The sequence below is a fragment of the Pseudomonas sp. NFPP25 genome (assembly GCF_900116505.1).
Lineage (GTDB): Bacteria > Pseudomonadota > Gammaproteobacteria > Pseudomonadales > Pseudomonadaceae > Aquipseudomonas > Aquipseudomonas protegens.
In genome coordinates, this window is the sequence record NZ_FPBG01000007.1 from 275502 (window position 1) to 293996 (window position 18495).

General features: G+C 62.0%; 19 protein-coding genes. 10 read left to right on the forward strand and 9 right to left on the reverse strand.

Going from position 1 to position 18495, the window contains the following annotated elements; translation table 11 throughout:
* Positions 1 to 63: 63 nt before the first annotated feature.
* From BM382_RS26490 to BM382_RS26510, 5 genes are read left to right on the forward strand one after another with little or no spacing between them, the layout of a single operon-like run.
* The gene (locus tag BM382_RS26490) at positions 64 to 330 is read left to right on the forward strand and encodes a PepSY domain-containing protein (protein WP_042941807.1); all 267 of its coding nucleotides are present in this window, start codon (positions 64 to 66) and stop codon (positions 328 to 330) included.
* A complete protein-coding gene (locus tag BM382_RS26495; protein WP_072444483.1) occupies positions 330 to 875 on the forward strand; it encodes a cytochrome b/b6 domain-containing protein in 546 nt (181 codons plus the stop codon). The genes BM382_RS26490 and BM382_RS26495 overlap by 1 nt, the downstream gene beginning before the upstream one ends.
* A 45-nt stretch (positions 876 to 920) precedes the next feature.
* Positions 921 to 2216: a sialidase family protein gene (locus tag BM382_RS26500; protein WP_072444480.1), complete on the forward strand. Its 1296-nt coding sequence runs from the start codon at positions 921 to 923 to the stop codon at positions 2214 to 2216.
* Entirely contained in the window at positions 2216 to 2827 is a 612-nt protein-coding gene (locus BM382_RS26505; RefSeq protein ID WP_072444478.1) for a hypothetical protein, read from the forward strand. Before BM382_RS26500 ends, BM382_RS26505 begins: the two co-directional genes overlap by 1 nt.
* A 49-nt stretch (positions 2828 to 2876) precedes the next feature.
* Positions 2877 to 4910 (forward strand): LTA synthase family protein, encoded by a 2034-nt coding sequence (locus BM382_RS26510; protein ID WP_072444476.1) that lies wholly within the window; start codon positions 2877 to 2879, stop codon positions 4908 to 4910.
* A gap of 392 nt (positions 4911 to 5302) precedes the next feature.
* Here the strand turns inward: BM382_RS26510 and BM382_RS26515 are convergent, their stop codons facing one another.
* Complete coding sequence (locus BM382_RS26515; protein ID WP_072444638.1) at positions 5303 to 6580, reverse strand: DNA cytosine methyltransferase; 1278 nt, start codon at positions 6578 to 6580, stop codon at positions 5303 to 5305.
* Positions 6581 to 6696: 116 nt separating this feature from the next.
* On the opposite strand from BM382_RS26515, the gene BM382_RS26520 reads away from it, so the two are divergent.
* Complete coding sequence (locus tag BM382_RS26520; protein WP_072444474.1) at positions 6697 to 6933, forward strand: helix-turn-helix domain-containing protein; 237 nt, start codon at positions 6697 to 6699, stop codon at positions 6931 to 6933.
* A 125-nt stretch (positions 6934 to 7058) separates the two neighbouring features.
* On the forward strand, positions 7059 to 7940 hold the full coding sequence (locus tag BM382_RS26525; protein ID WP_072444636.1) for a Cfr10I/Bse634I family restriction endonuclease: 882 nt from the start codon (positions 7059 to 7061) through the stop codon (positions 7938 to 7940).
* 268 nt (positions 7941 to 8208) lie between these two features.
* On the opposite strand, the gene BM382_RS26530 is transcribed toward BM382_RS26525, so the two are convergent.
* Positions 8209 to 8490, reverse strand: coding sequence for a fructose-bisphosphate aldolase (locus BM382_RS26530; RefSeq protein WP_072444472.1), 282 nt, complete (start codon positions 8488 to 8490; stop codon positions 8209 to 8211).
* A 530-nt stretch (positions 8491 to 9020) separates the two neighbouring features.
* Here BM382_RS26530 and BM382_RS26535 point away from each other — a divergent pair.
* The 3 genes from BM382_RS26535 (at position 9021) to BM382_RS26545 (ending at position 11225) form a co-directional block, all read left to right on the forward strand.
* Positions 9021 to 9989, forward strand: a complete 969-nt coding sequence (locus BM382_RS26535; protein WP_072444470.1) for a hypothetical protein — start codon at positions 9021 to 9023, stop codon at positions 9987 to 9989.
* Positions 9989 to 10675: a hypothetical protein gene (locus tag BM382_RS26540; protein WP_072444468.1), complete on the forward strand. Its 687-nt coding sequence runs from the start codon at positions 9989 to 9991 to the stop codon at positions 10673 to 10675. The genes BM382_RS26535 and BM382_RS26540 overlap by 1 nt, the downstream gene beginning before the upstream one ends.
* Before the next feature lie 70 nt (positions 10676 to 10745).
* The gene (locus BM382_RS26545; protein WP_019094115.1) at positions 10746 to 11225 is read left to right on the forward strand and encodes a DUF4265 domain-containing protein; all 480 of its coding nucleotides are present in this window, start codon (positions 10746 to 10748) and stop codon (positions 11223 to 11225) included.
* A gap of 89 nt (positions 11226 to 11314) precedes the next feature.
* On the opposite strand, the gene BM382_RS26550 is transcribed toward BM382_RS26545, so the two are convergent.
* The 7 genes from BM382_RS26550 to BM382_RS26580 all read right to left on the reverse strand — a co-directional run bounded on the left by BM382_RS26550 (position 11315) and on the right by BM382_RS26580 (position 18450).
* A complete protein-coding gene (locus BM382_RS26550; RefSeq protein WP_072444466.1) occupies positions 11315 to 12634 on the reverse strand; it encodes an MFS transporter in 1320 nt (439 codons plus the stop codon).
* 48 nt (positions 12635 to 12682) lie between these two features.
* Positions 12683 to 13630 carry a LysR family transcriptional regulator gene (locus BM382_RS26555; protein ID WP_072444464.1) on the reverse strand — a complete coding sequence of 316 codons (948 nt, stop codon included), beginning with the start codon at positions 13628 to 13630 and terminating at the stop codon, positions 12683 to 12685.
* Positions 13631 to 13655: 25 nt separating this feature from the next.
* A complete protein-coding gene (locus BM382_RS26560) occupies positions 13656 to 15080 on the reverse strand; it encodes an FAD-binding oxidoreductase (RefSeq protein WP_072444462.1) in 1425 nt (474 codons plus the stop codon).
* 208 nt (positions 15081 to 15288) lie between these two features.
* Complete coding sequence (locus tag BM382_RS26565; protein ID WP_072444460.1) at positions 15289 to 16500, reverse strand: pyridoxal phosphate-dependent aminotransferase; 1212 nt, start codon at positions 16498 to 16500, stop codon at positions 15289 to 15291.
* Positions 16497 to 17120, reverse strand: a complete 624-nt coding sequence (locus BM382_RS26570) for an RraA family protein (RefSeq protein WP_065363271.1) — start codon at positions 17118 to 17120, stop codon at positions 16497 to 16499. The genes BM382_RS26565 and BM382_RS26570 overlap by 4 nt, the downstream gene beginning before the upstream one ends.
* A 2-nt stretch (positions 17121 to 17122) precedes the next feature.
* A complete protein-coding gene (locus BM382_RS26575; RefSeq protein WP_065363272.1) occupies positions 17123 to 17785 on the reverse strand; it encodes an RraA family protein in 663 nt (220 codons plus the stop codon).
* Positions 17782 to 18450 (reverse strand): RraA family protein, encoded by a 669-nt coding sequence (locus BM382_RS26580; protein WP_065363273.1) that lies wholly within the window; start codon positions 18448 to 18450, stop codon positions 17782 to 17784. The genes BM382_RS26575 and BM382_RS26580 overlap by 4 nt, the downstream gene beginning before the upstream one ends.
* Positions 18451 to 18495: the final 45 nt, after the last annotated feature.

The window sequence follows — 18495 nt, forward strand, 5'->3', positions numbered from 1 at the left end:
ACTAAGCTTTCACTAAGCTTGGTTTTGCACAGTGGAATCTCCCCCATCACCGGAGCGTTTTCCATGCGCAAGATCCTCCTGCTGTCCCTGGTTCTCGCCAGCCCCCTGGCCCTCGCCGGCCCGCAATGCACCACCGCCGAACGCTCGCAATGGCAGGATCAGAAGGCCTTTCAGGAACAGCTCAAGGCCCAGGGCTACCAGATCAGCAAGTTCAAGGTCACCGACGGCAACTGCTACGAGATCTACGGCTTCGACAAGGACCAGCGCAAGGTCGAGATCTACCACGACCCGGTCACCGGCAAGGCGGTGAAGACCGAGATCAAAGGCTGATGCCGCACGCTTCCCTGCGGCTGTGGGACCCGCTGGTGCGACTGTTTCACCTGTCCATCGCCGGGGTCTTTATCGGCAACTACTTCTTCAATGAAGCCGGTGACGACTGGCACGTCTGGCTCGGCTACTACGCCATGGCCTGGCTGCTGTTGCGCACGCTGTGGGGATTTGTCGGGCCGCGCAGTGCGCGCTGGTCCGACTTCTGGCCGACCCGGGCCCGGCTGGCGGGGCATCTGCGCTCGCTGCGGGCCGGGCGCCCCGAACATCGCCTGGGGCATTCACCCCTCGGTGCCTTAGTGATGCTGTTGATGCTGCTGGCGCTGTTGCTGATCGGCATCAGCGGTTTTCTGATGGAAGAGGTCGATGCCCTGTGGGGCGCCGACTGGCCGCTGCAGGTGCACGAAACCAGCGCCGATGTGCTGCTGGGGCTGGTGCTGCTGCATGTGTGCGCGGCGATTTTTGAAAGCTTCCAAGTGCGCGACAACTTGCCGTTGTCGATGCTCACCGGCCGCCGCCGACCCTTGCCGGACAGTGATAAGCGCTAATGGTTTCTCCCTTGTTCCCACCCTGTATTTGCCACGGGCTCCTGTATGCGTGCGCTGTCCTTTCGCCTGATCTTCCTCGGCAGCAGCCTGCTCTTGGCCGTCGTCTTTATCGCCGCCTGGCGCAGCCATCCGCCTCACCAACTGGCGCCGTTCGCCCAGGCCACCGTCGGCAGCGATGCGGCTAAAGCCAACAGCACGCCGCAATACAACAGCCGCTTCGTCTCTTCGGACCTGGATGACTTCGTGCATTCCTCCTCGGTGACCGCCTTGCCCGGCGGCGACCTGATGGCCGTGTGGTTCGCTGGCTCCCGGGAAGGCGCCGCCGACGTCCAGGTGCGCAGCGCACGTTTTGACGCCCAGAGCGGCGAGTGGGGCGCCGAGCAGGTGCTGGCCACCCGGGAGTCGACCCGCGTCGGCACCGGGCGCTATATCCGCAAGCTCGGCAACCCGGTGATCGCCCTGGGCCCGGACCAGCGCCTGTGGATGTTCTACGTCTCGGTGTCGGTGGGCGGCTGGGCCACCAGCGCCATCAACCTGATGGTCTCCGACGACCTCGGGCGCAGCTGGTCGGCGCCACGGCAACTGATCACCTCGCCGTTCTTCAACATCAGCACCCTGGTGCGAGCCGCGCCGGTGTTCCATGCCGATGGCGCGATCGGCCTGCCGGTGTACCACGAGTTCATGGGCAAGTTCGCCGAGTACCTGTACCTGAGCGCCGACGGCGCGGTGATCGACAAATTCCGCATCAGCCGTGGCAAGCACTCCCTGCAACCGACCATCGTGCCCCTGGACGAACGCCGCGCCGTGGCCATGCTGCGCTACGCCGGCGACACCCACCACAAGGTCCTGGCCAGCCGCACCGAAGACCCCGGGCAGACCTGGAGCGAGCCCTATCCGTTGCAACCGTCCAACCCCAACTCATCGCTGGCGGCGGTGGGCACCGACGACCAGGGCCTGCTGGTGGCCCTCAACGACCTGCAGGACGGACGCTTCAAACTCAGCCTGTACGGCACCGATGCCGGCCTCAGCCAATGGCGGCCCCTGGTGGAACTGGACCAGTCCCCCGATCCCCTGGGCCAGCCGTTTTCCCACGAGGCCTACAAGGACATCATCGGCGAAGGCTTTCGTGCCTCCAGCGGCGCCCGGCGCCTGCCCCTGGAACAGCGCTTCCTGAGCAACCTCGACTACCGGGTGTGCAAGCCCCAGGGCTGCGACTTCGAGTACGAATACCCCTACTTCAGCCGCGGGACGGACGGCCTGTACCACCTGGTCTATTCCTGGAACAACACCTTTATCAAGCACGTCAGCTTCAACGCGGCGTGGCTGGCGGAGCGCTTGTGATGATGTCGCTATGGCAAGCCCACCTGAGTTTTATCCTCCTGGGCTTCGTGCTGCTTGGCAGCCTGCGCCTGACCGCGCCCTGGCGGCCCTGGCTGCTGCCGGTGCTGGCGCTGGTCAGCTTTATTCCACTGAACCAGCTGCCGCTGGCGGCCTATGTGCGCAGCTTCACCGATGACCTGGCCATCAGCACCCTGGTGCTGCTGGGCTGGGTCAGCCTGCGGCACTTGGGGGTGATTGCGCCCTTGCCAGCCAAACACCGGGTGCAGGTCCTGCTGCTGTTTATCGGCCTGACCCTGAGCCTGTACCCCGCGACCCTGGGCCTGACCTACCTCGACCCCTACCGCTGGGGCTACAACCCAAGGCCGATGATCGTGCTGATGGGCCTGGCGGCGCTGGTGCTGCTGTGGCAGCGCAACCTGCTGGGGGTACTGATGCTGGCGGCCGGGACCCTGGCCTTTGCCTTGCGTCTGAAGCTTTCGGAAAACTACTGGGACTACCTGCTGGACCCGCTGCTGGCGGGCTACTGCCTGATCGCCGGCAGCGGCGGGGTGCTGCTGTGGCTGTGGCGCCGCGTCACCCAGCGCAGCCGCGGGCAGCCCCTTGCCGGGTAAACCAACAGGCCGCGCCGCGGCCTTCGACAACACCACACAGAGGTCAATGATGGGCGGGTTGCAATCACGCCGCTTGCGCTACGGCGTGGGCGCAATCGGGCTGGTATTCGGCTTGCTGGCACTGCTGCGGCTGCTGTTCGCCGTGGGGTTTTCCGGGGTGGACCTGAGCGCCGCCGACCAGCGCGAGGCCATTCTGCAGACCCTCGGCATCGGCCTGCGCTTCGACCTGCGCTTGACCTTGCTGATACTGCTGCCCCTGGCCCTGCTGGCCTGGCTGCCGCGCTGGAACCTGCTGCGCCTGCCAACTTTGCGCTGGCTGGCCCGGGCCTACCTGCTGCTGGTGCTGGGCGGGGTAGGGCTGCTGTACATCATCGACTTCGGCCACTACGCCTACCTGGGCGTGCGCATCAACGCCACCGTGCTGCGCTACCTGGACGACGCACAGATCTCCCGGCAAATGCTCTGGGAAAGCTACCCGGTGCTGTGGATCGTCCTCGCCTGGGGCAGCGCCCTGAGCCTGTGGTGCTACGCCTTGCTGCGCCTGGAACGCCGGACCCTCGACCGCCCGGCGCAACCCCTGGGCCGCTGGTCCCTGGCCAGCGTCAGCGCCCTGGGCATCGCCGCCGTGTTCCTCGGCCTGCTGGGCCGGGGAGAAAACCTCAACCTGGAAAACCCCGTCCCCCTGCGCTGGAGCGACGCCTACTTCTCCGGCAACAGCCAGATCGCCGCCCTGGGCCTGAACCCCGTGCTGTTCTTCTACGACACCCTCAAGGCCGGCCAGGCCCAGTACGACGAAGCCCAGGTGCGCCAACACTACCCGGCCCTGGCCCGTTACCTCGGCGTCGACCAGCCGGACCCGCACAGCCTGAGCTTCACCCGCCAACAAGGCGTGCAGCCGTACCGCATCGACCGCCCCCGGCCGCCCAACGTCATCTTCGTCATGCTCGAATCCCTCGGCACCAGCGCCGTGGGCGCCTACGGCAACCCGCTCAACCCCACCCCCAACCTCGACCGCCTGGCCCGCCAGAGCTGGTTCTTCAAACACTTCTACGTCCCGGTCACCGGCACCGCCAAGACCGTGTGGGCCAGCATCACCGGCGTGCCCGACGTCACCCGCCAAGAGACCGCCACCCGCCAGCCGCTGATCACCCGCCAACACAGCCTGATCAACGCCTTCAGCGACTACCACAAGCTCTACCTGATCGGCGGCAACGCCGGCTGGGCCAACATCAACGGCCTGATCCGCCAAAGCATCGACAACGTGCGCCTGTACGACGAAAGCCACTGGCAATCGCCCCAGGTGGACGTCTGGGGCATCTCCGACCTCGACCTGTTCAAGGAAAGCGACCGCCTGCTGCGCGCCATCCCCCAGGACCAACCGTTCTTCGCCTACCTGCAAACCTCCGGCAACCACCGCCCGTTCACCATCCCCAAGGACAACGACGGCTTTCAAGCCCAGGACCTGCCCCTGGAACAGGTCCAGGCCGCCGGTTCCCGCAGCCTGGAGCAATACAACGCCGTGCGCCTCCTGGACTTCAACATCGGCCGACTGATAGAGATCGCCAAGGCGGGCGGTTACTACGACAACACGATTTTCGTGTTCTTCGGCGACCACAACACCCGCATCAGCCAGATCCCCCACATGGCCCCCGCGTTTGAACAGCTAGGGCTGGAAAGCAACAACGTACCGCTACTGATTCATGCCCCGGGGATGTTGCGGCCCAGAGTGATCGAAGAAGCCGTCGGCCTCGCCGACCTGCTGCCCACCGTGGCCGGCATGGCCGGGATGCCCTTCACCAATGGCGCCATGGGGCGGGACATTCAGCAGCCCGCGCCGGAAGGCGAGCGCGTGGTGCCGCTGGTGTTGAGGGAAGGGACCTTTCCGGTGATTGGCGGCGTGACCAAGGATTTTTTGTTGCAGATGCAGCACGACGGCAGTGGCGCGACCTTGCATGACCTAGCGTCAAACACACCGCGTGAGGATGTGGCGCAGGAACATCCGCAGGAGTTTGAACGGTTGCTGGAGTTGACGCGGGGGATGCATGAGGGGGCGCGGTTGATGCTTTATCGAAACGTGCGGTAACCCAGGGATTAACGCATTCCTGCAGCCGCTGCTGGAGGCTGCGCTGGCCCTGCCGGGCGGCATGTGGCTGCTGTCGAAAGTTGCGCAGGCTGGTGCAGCCTCGAACATCGGCATTGAGCAACAACGAAACGCCATCCAACCCTTGCGGTTAATCCAGTCGTCGGGTACTAGCTCTACGTACCAACGATTATCCCGTCGAGTTAGATGCGGATAAGCCTAGGAGTTACTCCATCTATGTTGTTGAGGCATGAGCGGTTGCGCATCCCATTTTTTGTAACTAAGCGGCCACCAACGATGAGTCAACCGACTTAGTAATACGAGATGCCCAACTGCTTACCTCTTTTTTATCTATGTGCGTCTTAGATTGATAAATTAGACCCGAGGAGCGTTTGCTAAGCTGGAATCAACAGCTCAGATTGAACTGTCGGTGATTGCAGAGAGCTGGTGACGAGCTGTTCCCCGTCAAGTACAGAAAGAATACGGTGCGACAGCTTGCCCAAGGCGTACGCAAGCAATGGAGGCACGGCATTACCAATCTGTTTTAACTGTTGCCACTCACTACCAACAAAGACGAAGCCATCATGGAATGATTGTAGGCGTGCAGCCTCGCGAACTGTAATCCATCTGTTCGCGTGTGGGTGGATCCACTCACTCATGTCTCGGTGCATCTGAGCCAGAATCGTGTGCGACGGTTGATTTGGATGCAATCTCCTCCATTTTTCCGGCCGCTTCCCGTCCCAAATTTCTTTGGGGAGGCTGTTCGCTTTCATCCCAGGTTTGAGCAAGGAAATAAGATTGGCTCTGCGAGCTTGAATTTCTTTGGTGTGGTGGTTGTGCAGCGCAGCTGTTTTTTTACCTAATCCACGTTTTTTCTTGAGCGCTTTAGAGTAGCGCGGGCCATCGTAGTCCAGTCTCATATCTTTCATGAACTTTGATGGTTTAGCAGTTTTTGGGTAGTCTAAAATTTCACCGCTATGGACAATTTCATCTGGTAGATCACCAATTGCTTCGCTAACCGTAACGACTTTATCTACGCGGTATCCGTCTAGCGTCGTCTCGCAAAAAGAATAAAGATCGAAAGGGAACTTATCTTCGTCGCGAGTGCCAACAAATATGACCCGTTGCCTGGTTTGGGGTACGCCAAAGTCATCAGCGGAAAGCTGAAGCATTACTGCATTGCTGTAGCCAAGGCTTGCGAACTCTTTCAAAATTAACCGTTTGAAGTGGCCTTTGTTCATGAGTGCAAGGTTGGGGACGTTCTCCATAAAGAAGACTCGTGGACGCAGGGTGTCAACTACCCGGGTGTATTGTTTATAGAGCTCATTTCGTTCGTCATCTAACTTTCTCTGGCCTATTTGGCTAAAGCCTTGGCAAGGAGGGCCCCCAAAAACAAGGTCAACCTTGCTCAGTCGATAATCGTGAATGTGCGAAGAGTCATCAGCTAAGAAACTGTGAACATCGCCTTCGAATAGTGGTGTGCTAGGAAAATTGTGTCGATAGGTCTCGCAAGCAAATTTATCGAGCTCTACGGCGACCTGGATTTTTGTGCCAGCGCTTTCTATGCCCTCGCAGAAGCCGCCGCATCCTGAAAACAAGGAAACCGCCGTGGGCGTTAGGTTTGGCGCCATCACTGTGGTTGGTGCCGGCGCAAGGGGGTGACTTTTAGGCATCTTCTCTACCGCGTAAATCAATCAATAGCCCACAGTAGCTGGATCAAATCTATCTGTACACCCTATGTGACTCATAGTCCGTGGTCTCTTAGTCACCATGGCAGTAGCTTTCCGCCATGAATCTAGCGGACTACTTCGGTCTAGCCATCCGTCGGCACAGAGAGCTTTTGCGCCTTAGCCAGGAAGAGCTAGCCAACAGAGCAAATATTGATCGCACCTACATTAGCGGCGTGGAGCGCGGCGCGCGTAATCCGACGCTCCTCGTTATGCAGAAAATTGCGACAGCTCTTGGTAGTGATCTAGACGTGATTTTTGCCACTGCCCGCGATATAGCGCACGCTAAGGAAGGTTGATGCCATATTCATTCGATCACGCTACGGTTTGCATAAACTGCCCTTTCGGAAAGTGCTTTGAAGATAGGCGTGTAAATACGGTTAGAGGAAGAAGCACTAAGTTTCGGTTTCGTCAGATGGCCGCAATGAACTGTACTTTCACTGACTTTATGCCAGGTTGTGATAATGATCCCGATCCGGCACGTTCATTTGGAGAGTATCTTACACAGTTTACTAAGAATGCGACCTTGGCTGGTGAAACGCTATTTGGTGGTGACTTTGATGTTAAAACCTCAGCTATTGCAAAAGTTGAGGGGGATGTGTTTGAACTCTTGGAGGCCGGTGCATTCTGGAACGCAACTGTGGCGTGGAATAACTTTATGGATTCAGGTGTTTGGGTGTCCACAAGCTTCAAAAAACCACCCCAGGCCGTTCCTACCCCTACTCGAAAAATAGCTGTCGTTAAACTTCCGCGAGGGTACGATGCTACTAAGCTATTTCGCCCGGAAATTCGCAGTAGTATCTTGGCACATGAGGCAGCTCTGAGCACTCGAGGTTTGGCATTGGGGTTGTCTAGCCCAGATATTGTCGGGGTTCGCCTTCCATTTCCACTTCCCCTGGAATTGTCATGTTTTACTGAGCCAGCCGAGAGTTTGAGCGTAGTTGATTTAGTAAAGCTGGAAAACGCGCATAAGCTTTTAGAAGGGAAAATCGAGTCGACAGGCTTTCTGTTTGCAGTAGCTGTTAAAAGAACTACTAGGAGCGATCGATTGTATCAGCCTCTCTTTGAGGCTAATGTCTTGAAGTATTTGATCGAAGTGGTATTGAAGGGGGCAGCCTTTAGATTTTATGCTCATCTAAACTCGTTTGAAGGTGCGGATGTGGTTCGGCATTATAAAGCTGCATCTTTGATTTCGCTTGCGAGGGGAGGGACGCCTACTAAAGCAGTTGATGTGCTTTACCTAGCCACATCTCCTCGCGACTCAGCGCAATCACTTCTTGATGATTTTCCGCTTTTTCATCTTTAGTTGTTACATAACTATAACTGTCTGCAAATTTGAGGCGAAGCGGTCGGGTTTATTTTGGTGGTTTTAATAAGTAAGTAAAACCTATTTCTATCTTCATAAGTTCCGGGTTCGATTAGATTTTCGACTTGCTTTGGATTCAGCTCGCTCATTGGGTTTCCCTTGTCTTACGTTTTGCCACTCGCTTCTTTCCTGCTACATCGTCAGATGAGATAGGATCAGTTAAGACAATCAAAAAGCCGGCTTATGGCCGGCTTTCTTAGTATTTAAATCAAACGCTAAACGCCCTTGTCTCAATCACCGCCAACACATCCCGTACATCTTGCATCAACAATCTGGCTGTGTTGGTCACGGTGCCAATGTCCTTATCGCTCGCATCACGCAACCTAATGCAGGCCATCAGATTCAGAAAGTCGAGCGCAGTCACCAACCGCTCACTCGCACACGCATGCAAATCCACCAACGGCGCCTGGCTGTCTACAAACAGCACCGGCCCATCGCTGGCGATTGGGGTCATGGGAATAAATCGTTCGGATAGATCTTGAGTATTCATGGTGTCGTTTCTTCCAAGAAAATGAAAAATCGCCACCTGTTGCTGCGAATCAACTGGGTGGCAGCTGTACGCGGGTTCGCAGACCGAGGAAAGAAACAAACCCGGCAGACCCGAAGGTCTCCCACGCACAGCTGCCATAAACGAAACGCAGGCGAAGTTTGCCTGAGTTGGCATGGACTGTGTTGCTTGAATCTTTCTGTTGGGCTGCGAAACCCTGTTGCTGACAAAAATCAGCGAACGAGAAAACTATAGGGACGGGGCAGGTCCGGGACAATGGCGCTTCTGTAGGAACGGTCTCTATTGCGAGTAAGGACCGGCTGAACTCTCCAGTGAATTCATATCCGCTGTGCCTGACCCTAACTGTATGGGCCTTTCAGCTTGGTAATCGGCAGCAGAGTGGAGCCCCCAAGGTAATTGTCCAACAGCCTGTTGGACCATTTCAGATTCGGGCCAGGCCTCGGCAAATCCATCTGACCTCCAGTCGATTTTGCTATCCTGCGCCCCTTTTCCCCACCGCAAGGAACGCAGGCATGACCCAGCCCATTGGCAGCAGTTCGCAAACAAGGGCTGGCCAACAGCGTCACCTGCAACACCTCCTGTTCCGCCTGACCGCAGCACTCTTGCTCTGCCTCGGGCTCATCACCCCAACCGCCCAAGCCAACCCCACCACCACCTACCGCGGCACCCTCGGCGACACTCCGGTTGAACTGGCGCTCACCTACGACTCCCAATACGGCGGCGGTATGTCCGGCTATTGGTTTTCCGAATCCGAGCGCTTGCCCATGGCGTTGGAATCCACGCCTTTTCATCCCGGCTCCGCGCTCTTGATCAACATCATGGACAACCCGACCCTGCCGGCGACGGCGGTGTCGTTGCAGTCGTTTACCGAGGGGGCAGAGGCGCTGCAGGGCAGTCTGGTGGATCTGCGCACGGGCACGCAGCAGCCGTTGCAGTTGCAGCGGGTGACGCGTTTTGGTGACAGTCAGCTGGGCGCTTTTGAGGGGGAGTTGCTGCAGCCGGTGTTCGATCGGGATTTCTATTTCAGTGTGCATGCCGCGCGCAAGGCCGGGGAGGAGGTGGCGCGGGTGGACAGTATTCGGGTGATGAGCCGCACCACCGGGCGGCGGGTGCAGGAGATCAGTGGGCAGTGGTGCCTGTCACCGGTCGGTACCAGGACGCTGACTTTCGGGCATTTCCAGGCCGAGGCGCGGATTGATTTTCAGGCCCAGGGCTATCGCCTGGCGGAGTCGGATGGCCGGCTGTGGTGCTCGCCTACTCAGTACTACCTCTATAACCGTGAACGCCGGGAATACCTGCGTCATCCGCAGTTGGAGCAGTTCGCGGTGGACGGTGATCTGCGCTTTTCCCCCGGTGGCCAGATGGAGTTCAGCAAGCAGGACTTCATCAATTACGACCAGCGCACTCGGCGTTGGGATTATTACCGGGTGATCAGCCCTGATCGGCTGGAATATCTGTCGTCGGGCGAGGAGCGTTTCTGATGCGTGGGTTTGATGTTGCTCGGGGGCTGGCGGTGCTGGTGTTGGCGCTGTGGCTGTTGCCGGCGCAGGCGTCCCACGGGGTGTATGAGGGCACGGTGGGCAAGCAGGCGGTTGTCTTGACCCTGGGCAGCCAGAATGCGGTCTACCAGGGCACCTATGCCTATCAGCGCTATCGCACGCCGATCCGCCTCAAGCCAACCTTCAGCTACAGCAACAAGACGCTGGCCATGGATGAGCTGGACGAGCAGGGCTTGCCGGTGGCGCGTCTGCAGTTCAATGACTTGATGAACTCCCGCCAGCAGGAGCAGGTGCGCGGCACCTGGACCAGTTATCGCACGGGCAAGACCTTGCCCATTGCGCTGAAGCTGGTGGGCCTGGTGGATTCGGATCGCTCGTGGCCGCAGCCGGTCACCCCGCTGCTGCAGAGTGCTTCCACCAAACGCTGGTATTTCCAGGTGCAGATGGCGGGCAATGATCAGCGGATCACGACGGTGGAGGTGATGGACAAGGCCAGTGGCAAGTTGCTGCAGAGCCTGGCGGTTGCGGCGCCGGGGTGTCGCAACCTGGGGGTGGATACCTTGCAGGTGCAGGCTGAGGGGGAGCAACTGTGGATTGGCTTTCAGGACTGCACGTTGCCGGGGTTTGCGTGGAATGTGGGCAGTGGGCGCTTTGAGCCGTTGCCCTGAGGCAGGGGATGGAAGCGCTGGGTAACAGAACAAGGGTCAGGTGTAGAACGTGGAAACTGTGGAGCCCCGTATGGACGACAAGCAATCCCCTGTGCTGATTCAGGTGTACATGGCCGATGACGATGGCGCCGTTCGCGAGGAACTGCTGGCGCGGCGCATCGATGAGGATACCTACGAGTTGCTCTCCTCACCGGGCCTGGCGCAGAACCTGGCGCGGGGCGATATCGTTTCCATCCGCAATCCCGATGCGCCGGCGCAAGTGCTGAAGCGGGGCGGGAATTTCTGCATTCAGATCTATGCCGATTACATTGATCCGGCGGTGATCTCGGCACTCGAAAGCGATGTCATTCGTGAGCTGAATGGGACTCTGGATGGGGTGTGCGAGGGGACGCTGGCGTTGGCGGTCCCTGCAAAAAACGGGATGGAGAACATCAACAGGTTTTTTGATGGTTTCCGCGAGCAAACCGGGATCGAGTGGTACTACGCCAATGTCTATAAAAACCTCGATGACGATGAGGACGAGACGCTGTTGAACTGGTGGCTTGACTGATTCAGGTGCTCGGCGATGGTGTTACTTGTGCCGGCGAGGGCGGTCTTGTGGACGCCTTCGCCGGCAAGCCGGCTCCTACAGGGGGCGCGTCAGGCAGTTTGTAGTCGTGCCGTCTTGCGTACGTGGTTGACCATCAAGCCCAGCCCGCCGCCGATCAGCAGGATGGCCGCCATGAAGTACATTGCGGTCTGGGTGTTTCCCGTTACCTGGGTCAGCCAGCCCACCACGATGGTGCTGAAGAACCCCGCCACATTGCCCAGGGTGTTGATCAATGCCACGCCCGCCGCGGCGGCCGCGCCGCCCACTACGGCAGTGGGCAAGCCCCAGAACACCGGCAGGCTGCTGATCATGGCGGCGGTGCCGACGATCAGGCCGAACATGGCCAGTATCAGGTTGTCACCAAAGAAGGTGCCAAACGCCACGCCTAGCGCACCAATCCCCGCGCAGACCGCCAGGTGCCAGCGGTACTCGCCGTGGCGGTCGGAGCTGCGGCCCACGATGACCATGGCCACCGCTGCGGCGGCGTAGGGCAGGGCGGTGAGGGCGCCGATGGCCCAGGGCTGTTGCACGCCGCTGTTGCGGATGATGGTGGGCAGCCAGAAGCTGATGACGTATTGGCCCAGCACCAGGCAGAAGTACACCGCGCCCAGTAGCCAGATCTGGGGGTTGAGCAGGCCGTCGCGCAGGCGGTGGCTCTGTTTGTTGGCAGCTTCGCGGTCGATGGCGGCCTGCATGCCGTGGCGCTCTTCGGGGGTGAGCCAGTGGGCGTCGGCGATGCGGTCGCGCAGGAGGAAGAACACCGCGGCACCGAGGGCCACGGCGGGCAGGCCTTCGATGACGAACAGCCATTGCCAGCCGGCATAGCCGGAGACGCCGTTGAGGTGTTGCAGGATCAGCCCCGAAATTAGTGAGCCGAACAGGCTGGAAATCGGTAGGGCCATGATGAACAGGGCGGTCATCACCCCTCGGCGCTGGCTGGGGAACCAGGTGGTGAGGTAGAAGATGATGCCGGGGAAGAAGCCGGCTTCGGCAATGCCGATCAGCAGCCGCAACACGTAGAAGGTCAGTGGCGTTTCGATGAACATCATGGCCGCCGACAGCAGGCCCCAGGTGACCATGATCCGCGCGATCCAGCGCCGCGCGCCGAAGCGGTGCAGGGCGATGTTGCTGGGGATCTCGAACAGCAGGTAGCCGACGAAGAAGATCCCGGCGCCGAGGCCGTACACCGCTTCGCTGAACTTGAGGTCGTCGAGCATCTGCAGCTTTGCGAAGCCGACGTTGACCCGGTCCAGGTAGGCCACCAGGTAACACAAAATCAGCAGCGGGATGATGCGCCAGGCGGTCTTGCGGTAGGCCGAGTGCAGGGCCGCATCGTCGAGAGCCGCAGGTGGCGGGGCAGGTGGGTTCATGGCTAGCCTCTTTATTCTTGTTGTCGAAGCAATGGGTGAAACAGCGGTTCAGGCCTCGGGTAGCAGGCGGGTGGCGGGCCATTCGCCGGAGCGGCTCATGTCGCGCACCACCTGGGCGATCAGGTGGGCGATGGCGCTGCGCAGGTTGCTGCCGGGCAAGGCTTCGCAGACGCAGATGCCCAGGGTGCGAAAGACTTCCCGGGGTTGAATGGCGTGGGCCACCAGCCGGCCTTCGGCGACTTCGCGCAGGGCCAGGTTCAGCGGCATGATGCTGGGGCCGATGCCGGCCTCCACGGCGCTCTTGAGGATGTGCACCGAGTTGACCTCCATGGCCACTTGGGCCGGTGGCAAGTGCAGGCGTTCCAGGGCCTGGTCGACGCAGGCCCGGGTGCTGTGGCTGTGGGCGCGGCTGGGAAACACCAGCGGTCGGGCCACGGCTTCGGCCAGGGTGACGCTGCCCGGTGGCGGGGCGTGGCGGTCGTCGGCGCGGTGGATCAGGTAGAAGTCTTCTTCCAGCAGCGGGCTGAAGCTGACTTGCGGCGGCAGGCCGATGGGGGTGAACAGGGCAATGTCGACCCGACCCCGCACCAGTTGGTCCACCAGGTTGCCGGTGAGCTCTTCATTTAGATGCAGTTCGACCTTGGGGTAGGTGCGGGCCACGGCCTGGATCAGCGGCAGGGCCACGGTGCTAGCCACGCTCTGGGGCAGGGCGACCACGATGGAGCCGCTTAGCGCGCCGGGTTCGCTGCTGATTGCGGCGCGGGCGTCCTGTAGGTGCTTGAGCAGGCCCTGGGCGTATTCGTAGAACAGTTTGCCGGCGTCGTTGACGCGGATGCCGCTGTTGCTGCGATGAAAGAGCTGGGCGCCGAGGTCGGCTTCCAGGGCCGACATCTGCTTGCTCAGGGCCGATTGCGCCACGTGCACTTCCCGGGCGGCGCGGGACAGGCTGCCGGCATCGACCACGGCGACGAAGTATTTCAGCTGGCGGATTTCCATGCTGGCTCCTTGGCGGGCCGCTGCCTTAGTCGACGGCCGGGCCGCGGGGGAAGATCTTGCCCGGGTTCATCAGTTGTTGCGGGTCGAGGGCGGCCTTGATCGCCGCCATCACGTCCACCGCGTTCTGCCCGTGCTCCAGGCTCATATAGGCCCGCTTGGTCAGGCCGACGCCGTGCTCGCCGGTGCAGGAACCCTGCAGGGCGATGGCCCGTTCCGCCAGGCGCTGGGCCACGCCGTCGGCGCGCTGCACTTCCTCGGGGTCGTCGGGGTTGACCAGGATCACCGCATGGAAATTGCCGTCGCCGACATGGCCGAAAATCGGCGCCAGCAAGCCTTGCTGCTGCAGGTCGGCGGCGGTGGCTTCGATGCATTCGGCCAGGCGTGAGATCGGCACCACGGCGTCGGTGGTCAGGGCGCGGCAGCCGGGGCGCAGGGCCACGGCGGCGAAGTAGCCGTCGTGCCGCGCCTGCCACAGGCGGCTGCGGTCTTCAGGGTGCACGGCCCATTCGAAGTCCTGGCCGCCGTGTTCATCGGCCAGCAGGCGGATGGTTTCCACCTGTTCCTGGACCGAGGATTGCGAGCCGTGCAGCTCGAAGAACAGCGACGGCGCCTCGTTCAATCGGGTTTTGCTGTAGGCGTTCAGGGCACGCACGGTGAGGGCGTCAATCAGTTCGATACGGGCGATCGGCACCCCCAGCTGGATGGCCTGGATCACCGTTTGCACCGCTTGGTCGACGCTGGGGAAGTTGCACACCGCGGCGGAAATGGCTTCGGGAATCGGGTGCAGTTTCACCGTCAGCTCGGCCACTGTGGCCAGGGTGCCGCCGGAGCCTACCAGCAGGTGGGTGAGGTCATAACCCGAGGAGGATTTGCGCGCCCGACCGCCGGTGTGCAGCACTCGGCCATCGGCCAGCACTGCGGTCAGGGCTAGGACGTTTTCGCGCATGGTGCCGTAGCGCACGGCGTTGGTGCCCGAGGCCCGGGTCGCCGCCATTCCGCCCAGGGAGGCGTCGGCGCCGGGGTCGATGGGGAAGAACAGGCCGGTACCGTGCAGCGCAGCGTTGAGCTGCTTGCGGGTTACCCCGGGTTGCACGGTGACGTCCATGTCGTCGACGCGGATTTCCAGAATCTGGTTCATCGCCGACACATCGATGCACACCCCGCCGTGCACCGCATGCAGCCAGCCTTCCAGGGAACTGCCGCTGCCGTAGGGAATGATCGGCACCCGATGGCGATGGCAGGCCTGCTGCACGGCGATGATTTCGTCGAGGTGATTGACGAAGGCCACCCCTTGCGGCGGCAGCGGATCGAGGGCGGAGATGTCCCGGCCATGGTGCTCGCGAACGCTGGCGGAGGTGCTGAAGCGTTGGCCCAGCAGAGTGGTCAGTTCATCCACCAGGGCGACGGGCAGGGGCTGGAGTCGGGCGATATCGGGGGCAGGGGGCAGCATCAGGCAATCTCCGGTTTGTTGTTCGCACCGCACGGAAGGTCAGGCCGGGGTGGGGAGGGAGTTGCCCATATCGTAACTGCATACGCAGAGGGTGGGTCGTGCAGATTGGAGATGGCGCTATCGCGGGGGCAGATGGCGGCAGGTCTCTGCAGGAGCTGGCTTGCCAGCGAAGGGGCCCCCGAGATCGCCTTCGCCGGCAAGCCGGCTCCTACAGGGCGGTGCAGAAGCGTTCGATGGCGTCGCAGGCGCGCTGCAGCGCTGGGTCATCCAGGGCGTAGGCAATGCGCAGGTAGGGCCCCAGGCCAAAGGCGCTGCCCTGGACCACGGCCACATCGGCTTCCTCTAGCAGGGCATGGGCCAGGTCTTCATCACTGTTCAGCAGCCGGCCGCCGGGGGAGGTGCGGCCGAGCAAGCCGGCGCAGCAGACAAACACGTAGAAGGCCCCGGCCGGCACTGCGCATTTGAGCCCGGGAATGGCGTTCAAACGCGCCACCATCCAGTCCCGTCGTCGCTGGAATACCTCTCGGCTGTGCAGGATAAAGTCTTTGGGCCCGTTCAACGCCGCCACTGCGGCCTGCTGGGAAATGGCGCAAGCCCCGGAGGTTTGCTGGCCCTGGAGTTTTTCCATGGCCGCCAGCAGCCAGCGCGGCCCGGTGGCAAAACCGATGCGCCAGCCGGTCATGGCGTAGGCCTTGGAGACGCCGTTCATGGTCAGGGTGCGCGGTGCCAGGCGCGGTTCCACCTGGGCCAGGGTGTGGAAGGCCTGGCCATCGAAGATCAGGTGTTCATAAATGTCGTCCGCCAGGATCAGCACCTGGGGGTGCTTGAGCAGCACCTCGGCCAGGGCCTGCAACTCTTCGCGGCGGTACACCGCGCCGCTGGGGTTGGACGGTGAGTTGAGGATCAGCCAGCGGGTCTGCGGGGTGATGGCGGCTTGCAGGGCGGCCGGCGTCAACTTGAAGCCGCTGCCGGCCTCGCAGCGGATGATCCGCGAGGTGGCGCCGCACAGCTGGACCATCTCCGGGTAGCTGACCCAATAGGGCGCCGGCACCAGCACTTCATCGCCCTCATCGAGGGTGGCGGCCAGGGCGTTGTAGATCACCTGCTTGCCGCCGTTGCACACCAGGGTGTCCTGCCACTCCACTTCCAGGCCGTTTTCCCGGCGGAACTTGGCCGCCAACGCTTCGCGCAGGGTGCGGCTGCCGGCCACCTGGGTGTAGCGGGTGTGGCCATGCTCGATGGCCTGGATGCCGGCCTGGCGCACGTGGGGCGGGGTGTCGAAATCCGGCTCGCCGGCGCACAGCGAGATGACCCTGGCCCCCGCGGCGCGGCGTTCGGCCACCCGATCGATGATGCGGTAGGTGGCTGAAGGCTGGGTGGCGGCCAGGCGCTGGTTGAGGCGTTGCTGGTCTGTGTTCATGCCGGTGTTCTCCAGGCCGTCAGTTGCATCAGTTCCAGGGTCGAATGGCCCTGCTCCAGGGCCTGCATCATCTGCGCTTCCTTTTGCGCTCGGGCTTCGCCCTCGGCCAGGGTGCGGGCGATATGAGCCTGGGGAATGATGATCACCCCGTCATCATCCGCCACCACCAGGTCGCCCTGGGCCACGGCGGCGCCGTTGAAGTTGAAGGGTTGGCCGACCGAGGGCGCGCTGGCCTTGACCGTGCCCTGCACTGAAACGCCCCGGGCGAACACCGGGAAGCCCCGGGCCCTGAGCGCCGCCACATCACGTACGCCGCCGTCGATCACCAGGCCCACCACGCCGGCGGCTTCGGCGGCCACGGTCAGCACTTCGCCCCAGTAACCGGCGATGAAATTGCCGGTGGCCACCACCAGCACGCTGCCCCGGGGCGCCCGCTCCATGGCCAGGTGCAAGGCCAGGTTGTCGCCGGGGGAGCACTGCAACGGGAAGGCCGGGGCGGCGATGAAGGCGCCGTCCCAGATCGGGCGAATTCGGCTGTCCACGGCGCAGGGCAGGCCGCTGGCTTCATACAGGGTCGAGCTGCCCAGGCGCTTGGCCTGGGCCTTGAGGTCGTTGAACATGCTCAGGATTTCCTCTGCAACTGGTGATAGCCCAGGGTTTCCCGGGCTTGCTTGAGTGTCTGGCCCTGGTCGAGCAGGGCGCGGATATCGGCTTCCACCGCTTCGATCCGGCGGGCGCAGGCGGCCACTTCCCGGGCGTGCTCGCGGGGCACCACCACCACGCCATTGGCGTCGGCCACTACGATGTCCCGGGGGCAGACCCGGGCGCCGCCGATGGAGATCGGCTGGTTCAAGGCCTGCACTTGCACCCGGTCCTTGCCGGTGCGCATGTAGCGGCCCTTGCTGAACACCGGGTAGCCATCGCCCAGCGCCTTGCCGACATCACGGCAGACGCCGTCGATCACCGTGGCGGCGATACCCTTGCGCCCGGCGTACTGGGTCATGATGTCGCCCCACACGGTGCAGTCGCTGCGTCCGCCGTTGTCGATCACCAGCACGTCCCCGGGCGCCACGTCGTCGATAAAGTCGCCCACGGTGCCCGGTGGCACGCTGGCGCTGACGTACTGCACGGTAAAGGCCGGGCCCACCAGCGTCTGTCGGTAGTTGTCCAGGGGCATCAGGCCCAGGCATTGGCCCGGCAGGCCGAGCTTGTCCAGGGCATCGGAGACTCCGGGGGTGTCGAGGCCGGCGAACAGCGCCACCAGTTCCTGGTCCTGGCTGTTCATTGGGCCGGCTCCTGCTGGATGGCGTCGAAGTGGCTGTCGTGCATCACCTCGGCCACCGAGCGGCCGCTGCGCACGGCGGCGACCATGGCGTCCTGGCGCCGAGTGATGCGTTCCGCCAGCTCCAGCACTTGTTCGACATGCTCTGCGGCGACGAACACCGTGCCGCAGTTGTCGGCGATCACGTAGTCGTCTTCATTGACCCAGGTGCCCGCGACCTCGATGGCCACGGCGCTGGCCAGCTGCACCACCCGGTTGCGGGCGCTGATCATGGTCACGCCACGGCCGTAGACCGGGTAACCGATGGCCGCGCTACCGTCGATGTCGCGGCTGTAGCCGTCGATCACCGTGCCGCGAACCTGTTTGGCGCTCGCGGCATTGGCCAGGATGTCGCCCCAGCAGGAAATGCCCTCCAGGCCTCCGGCAATCACCAGCACCCGGTCAGTGCTGCAAATCTGCTCCACTACCGGGGTAATCAGGTGCGCCGTGGGCTGCTGGTCGGTCTTGGGCCCGAGCAGTACGGTGCTGGCGCGGCCGACGATTTTTTCGCAGTTCCACAAGGGCCGCAGGCCCAGGGTGGCGCCGGGCAGGGCGAGGAAGTCGAGGGCGTCGGAGACGGTGTTGCTGTCCAGTGCGGCAAGGCGCTGGAGAGAATTGGCACTGGGCATGGGTGGCTCCCGTGGTGAAGGAGGTGCCAGTGTCGAGGCTGGGCT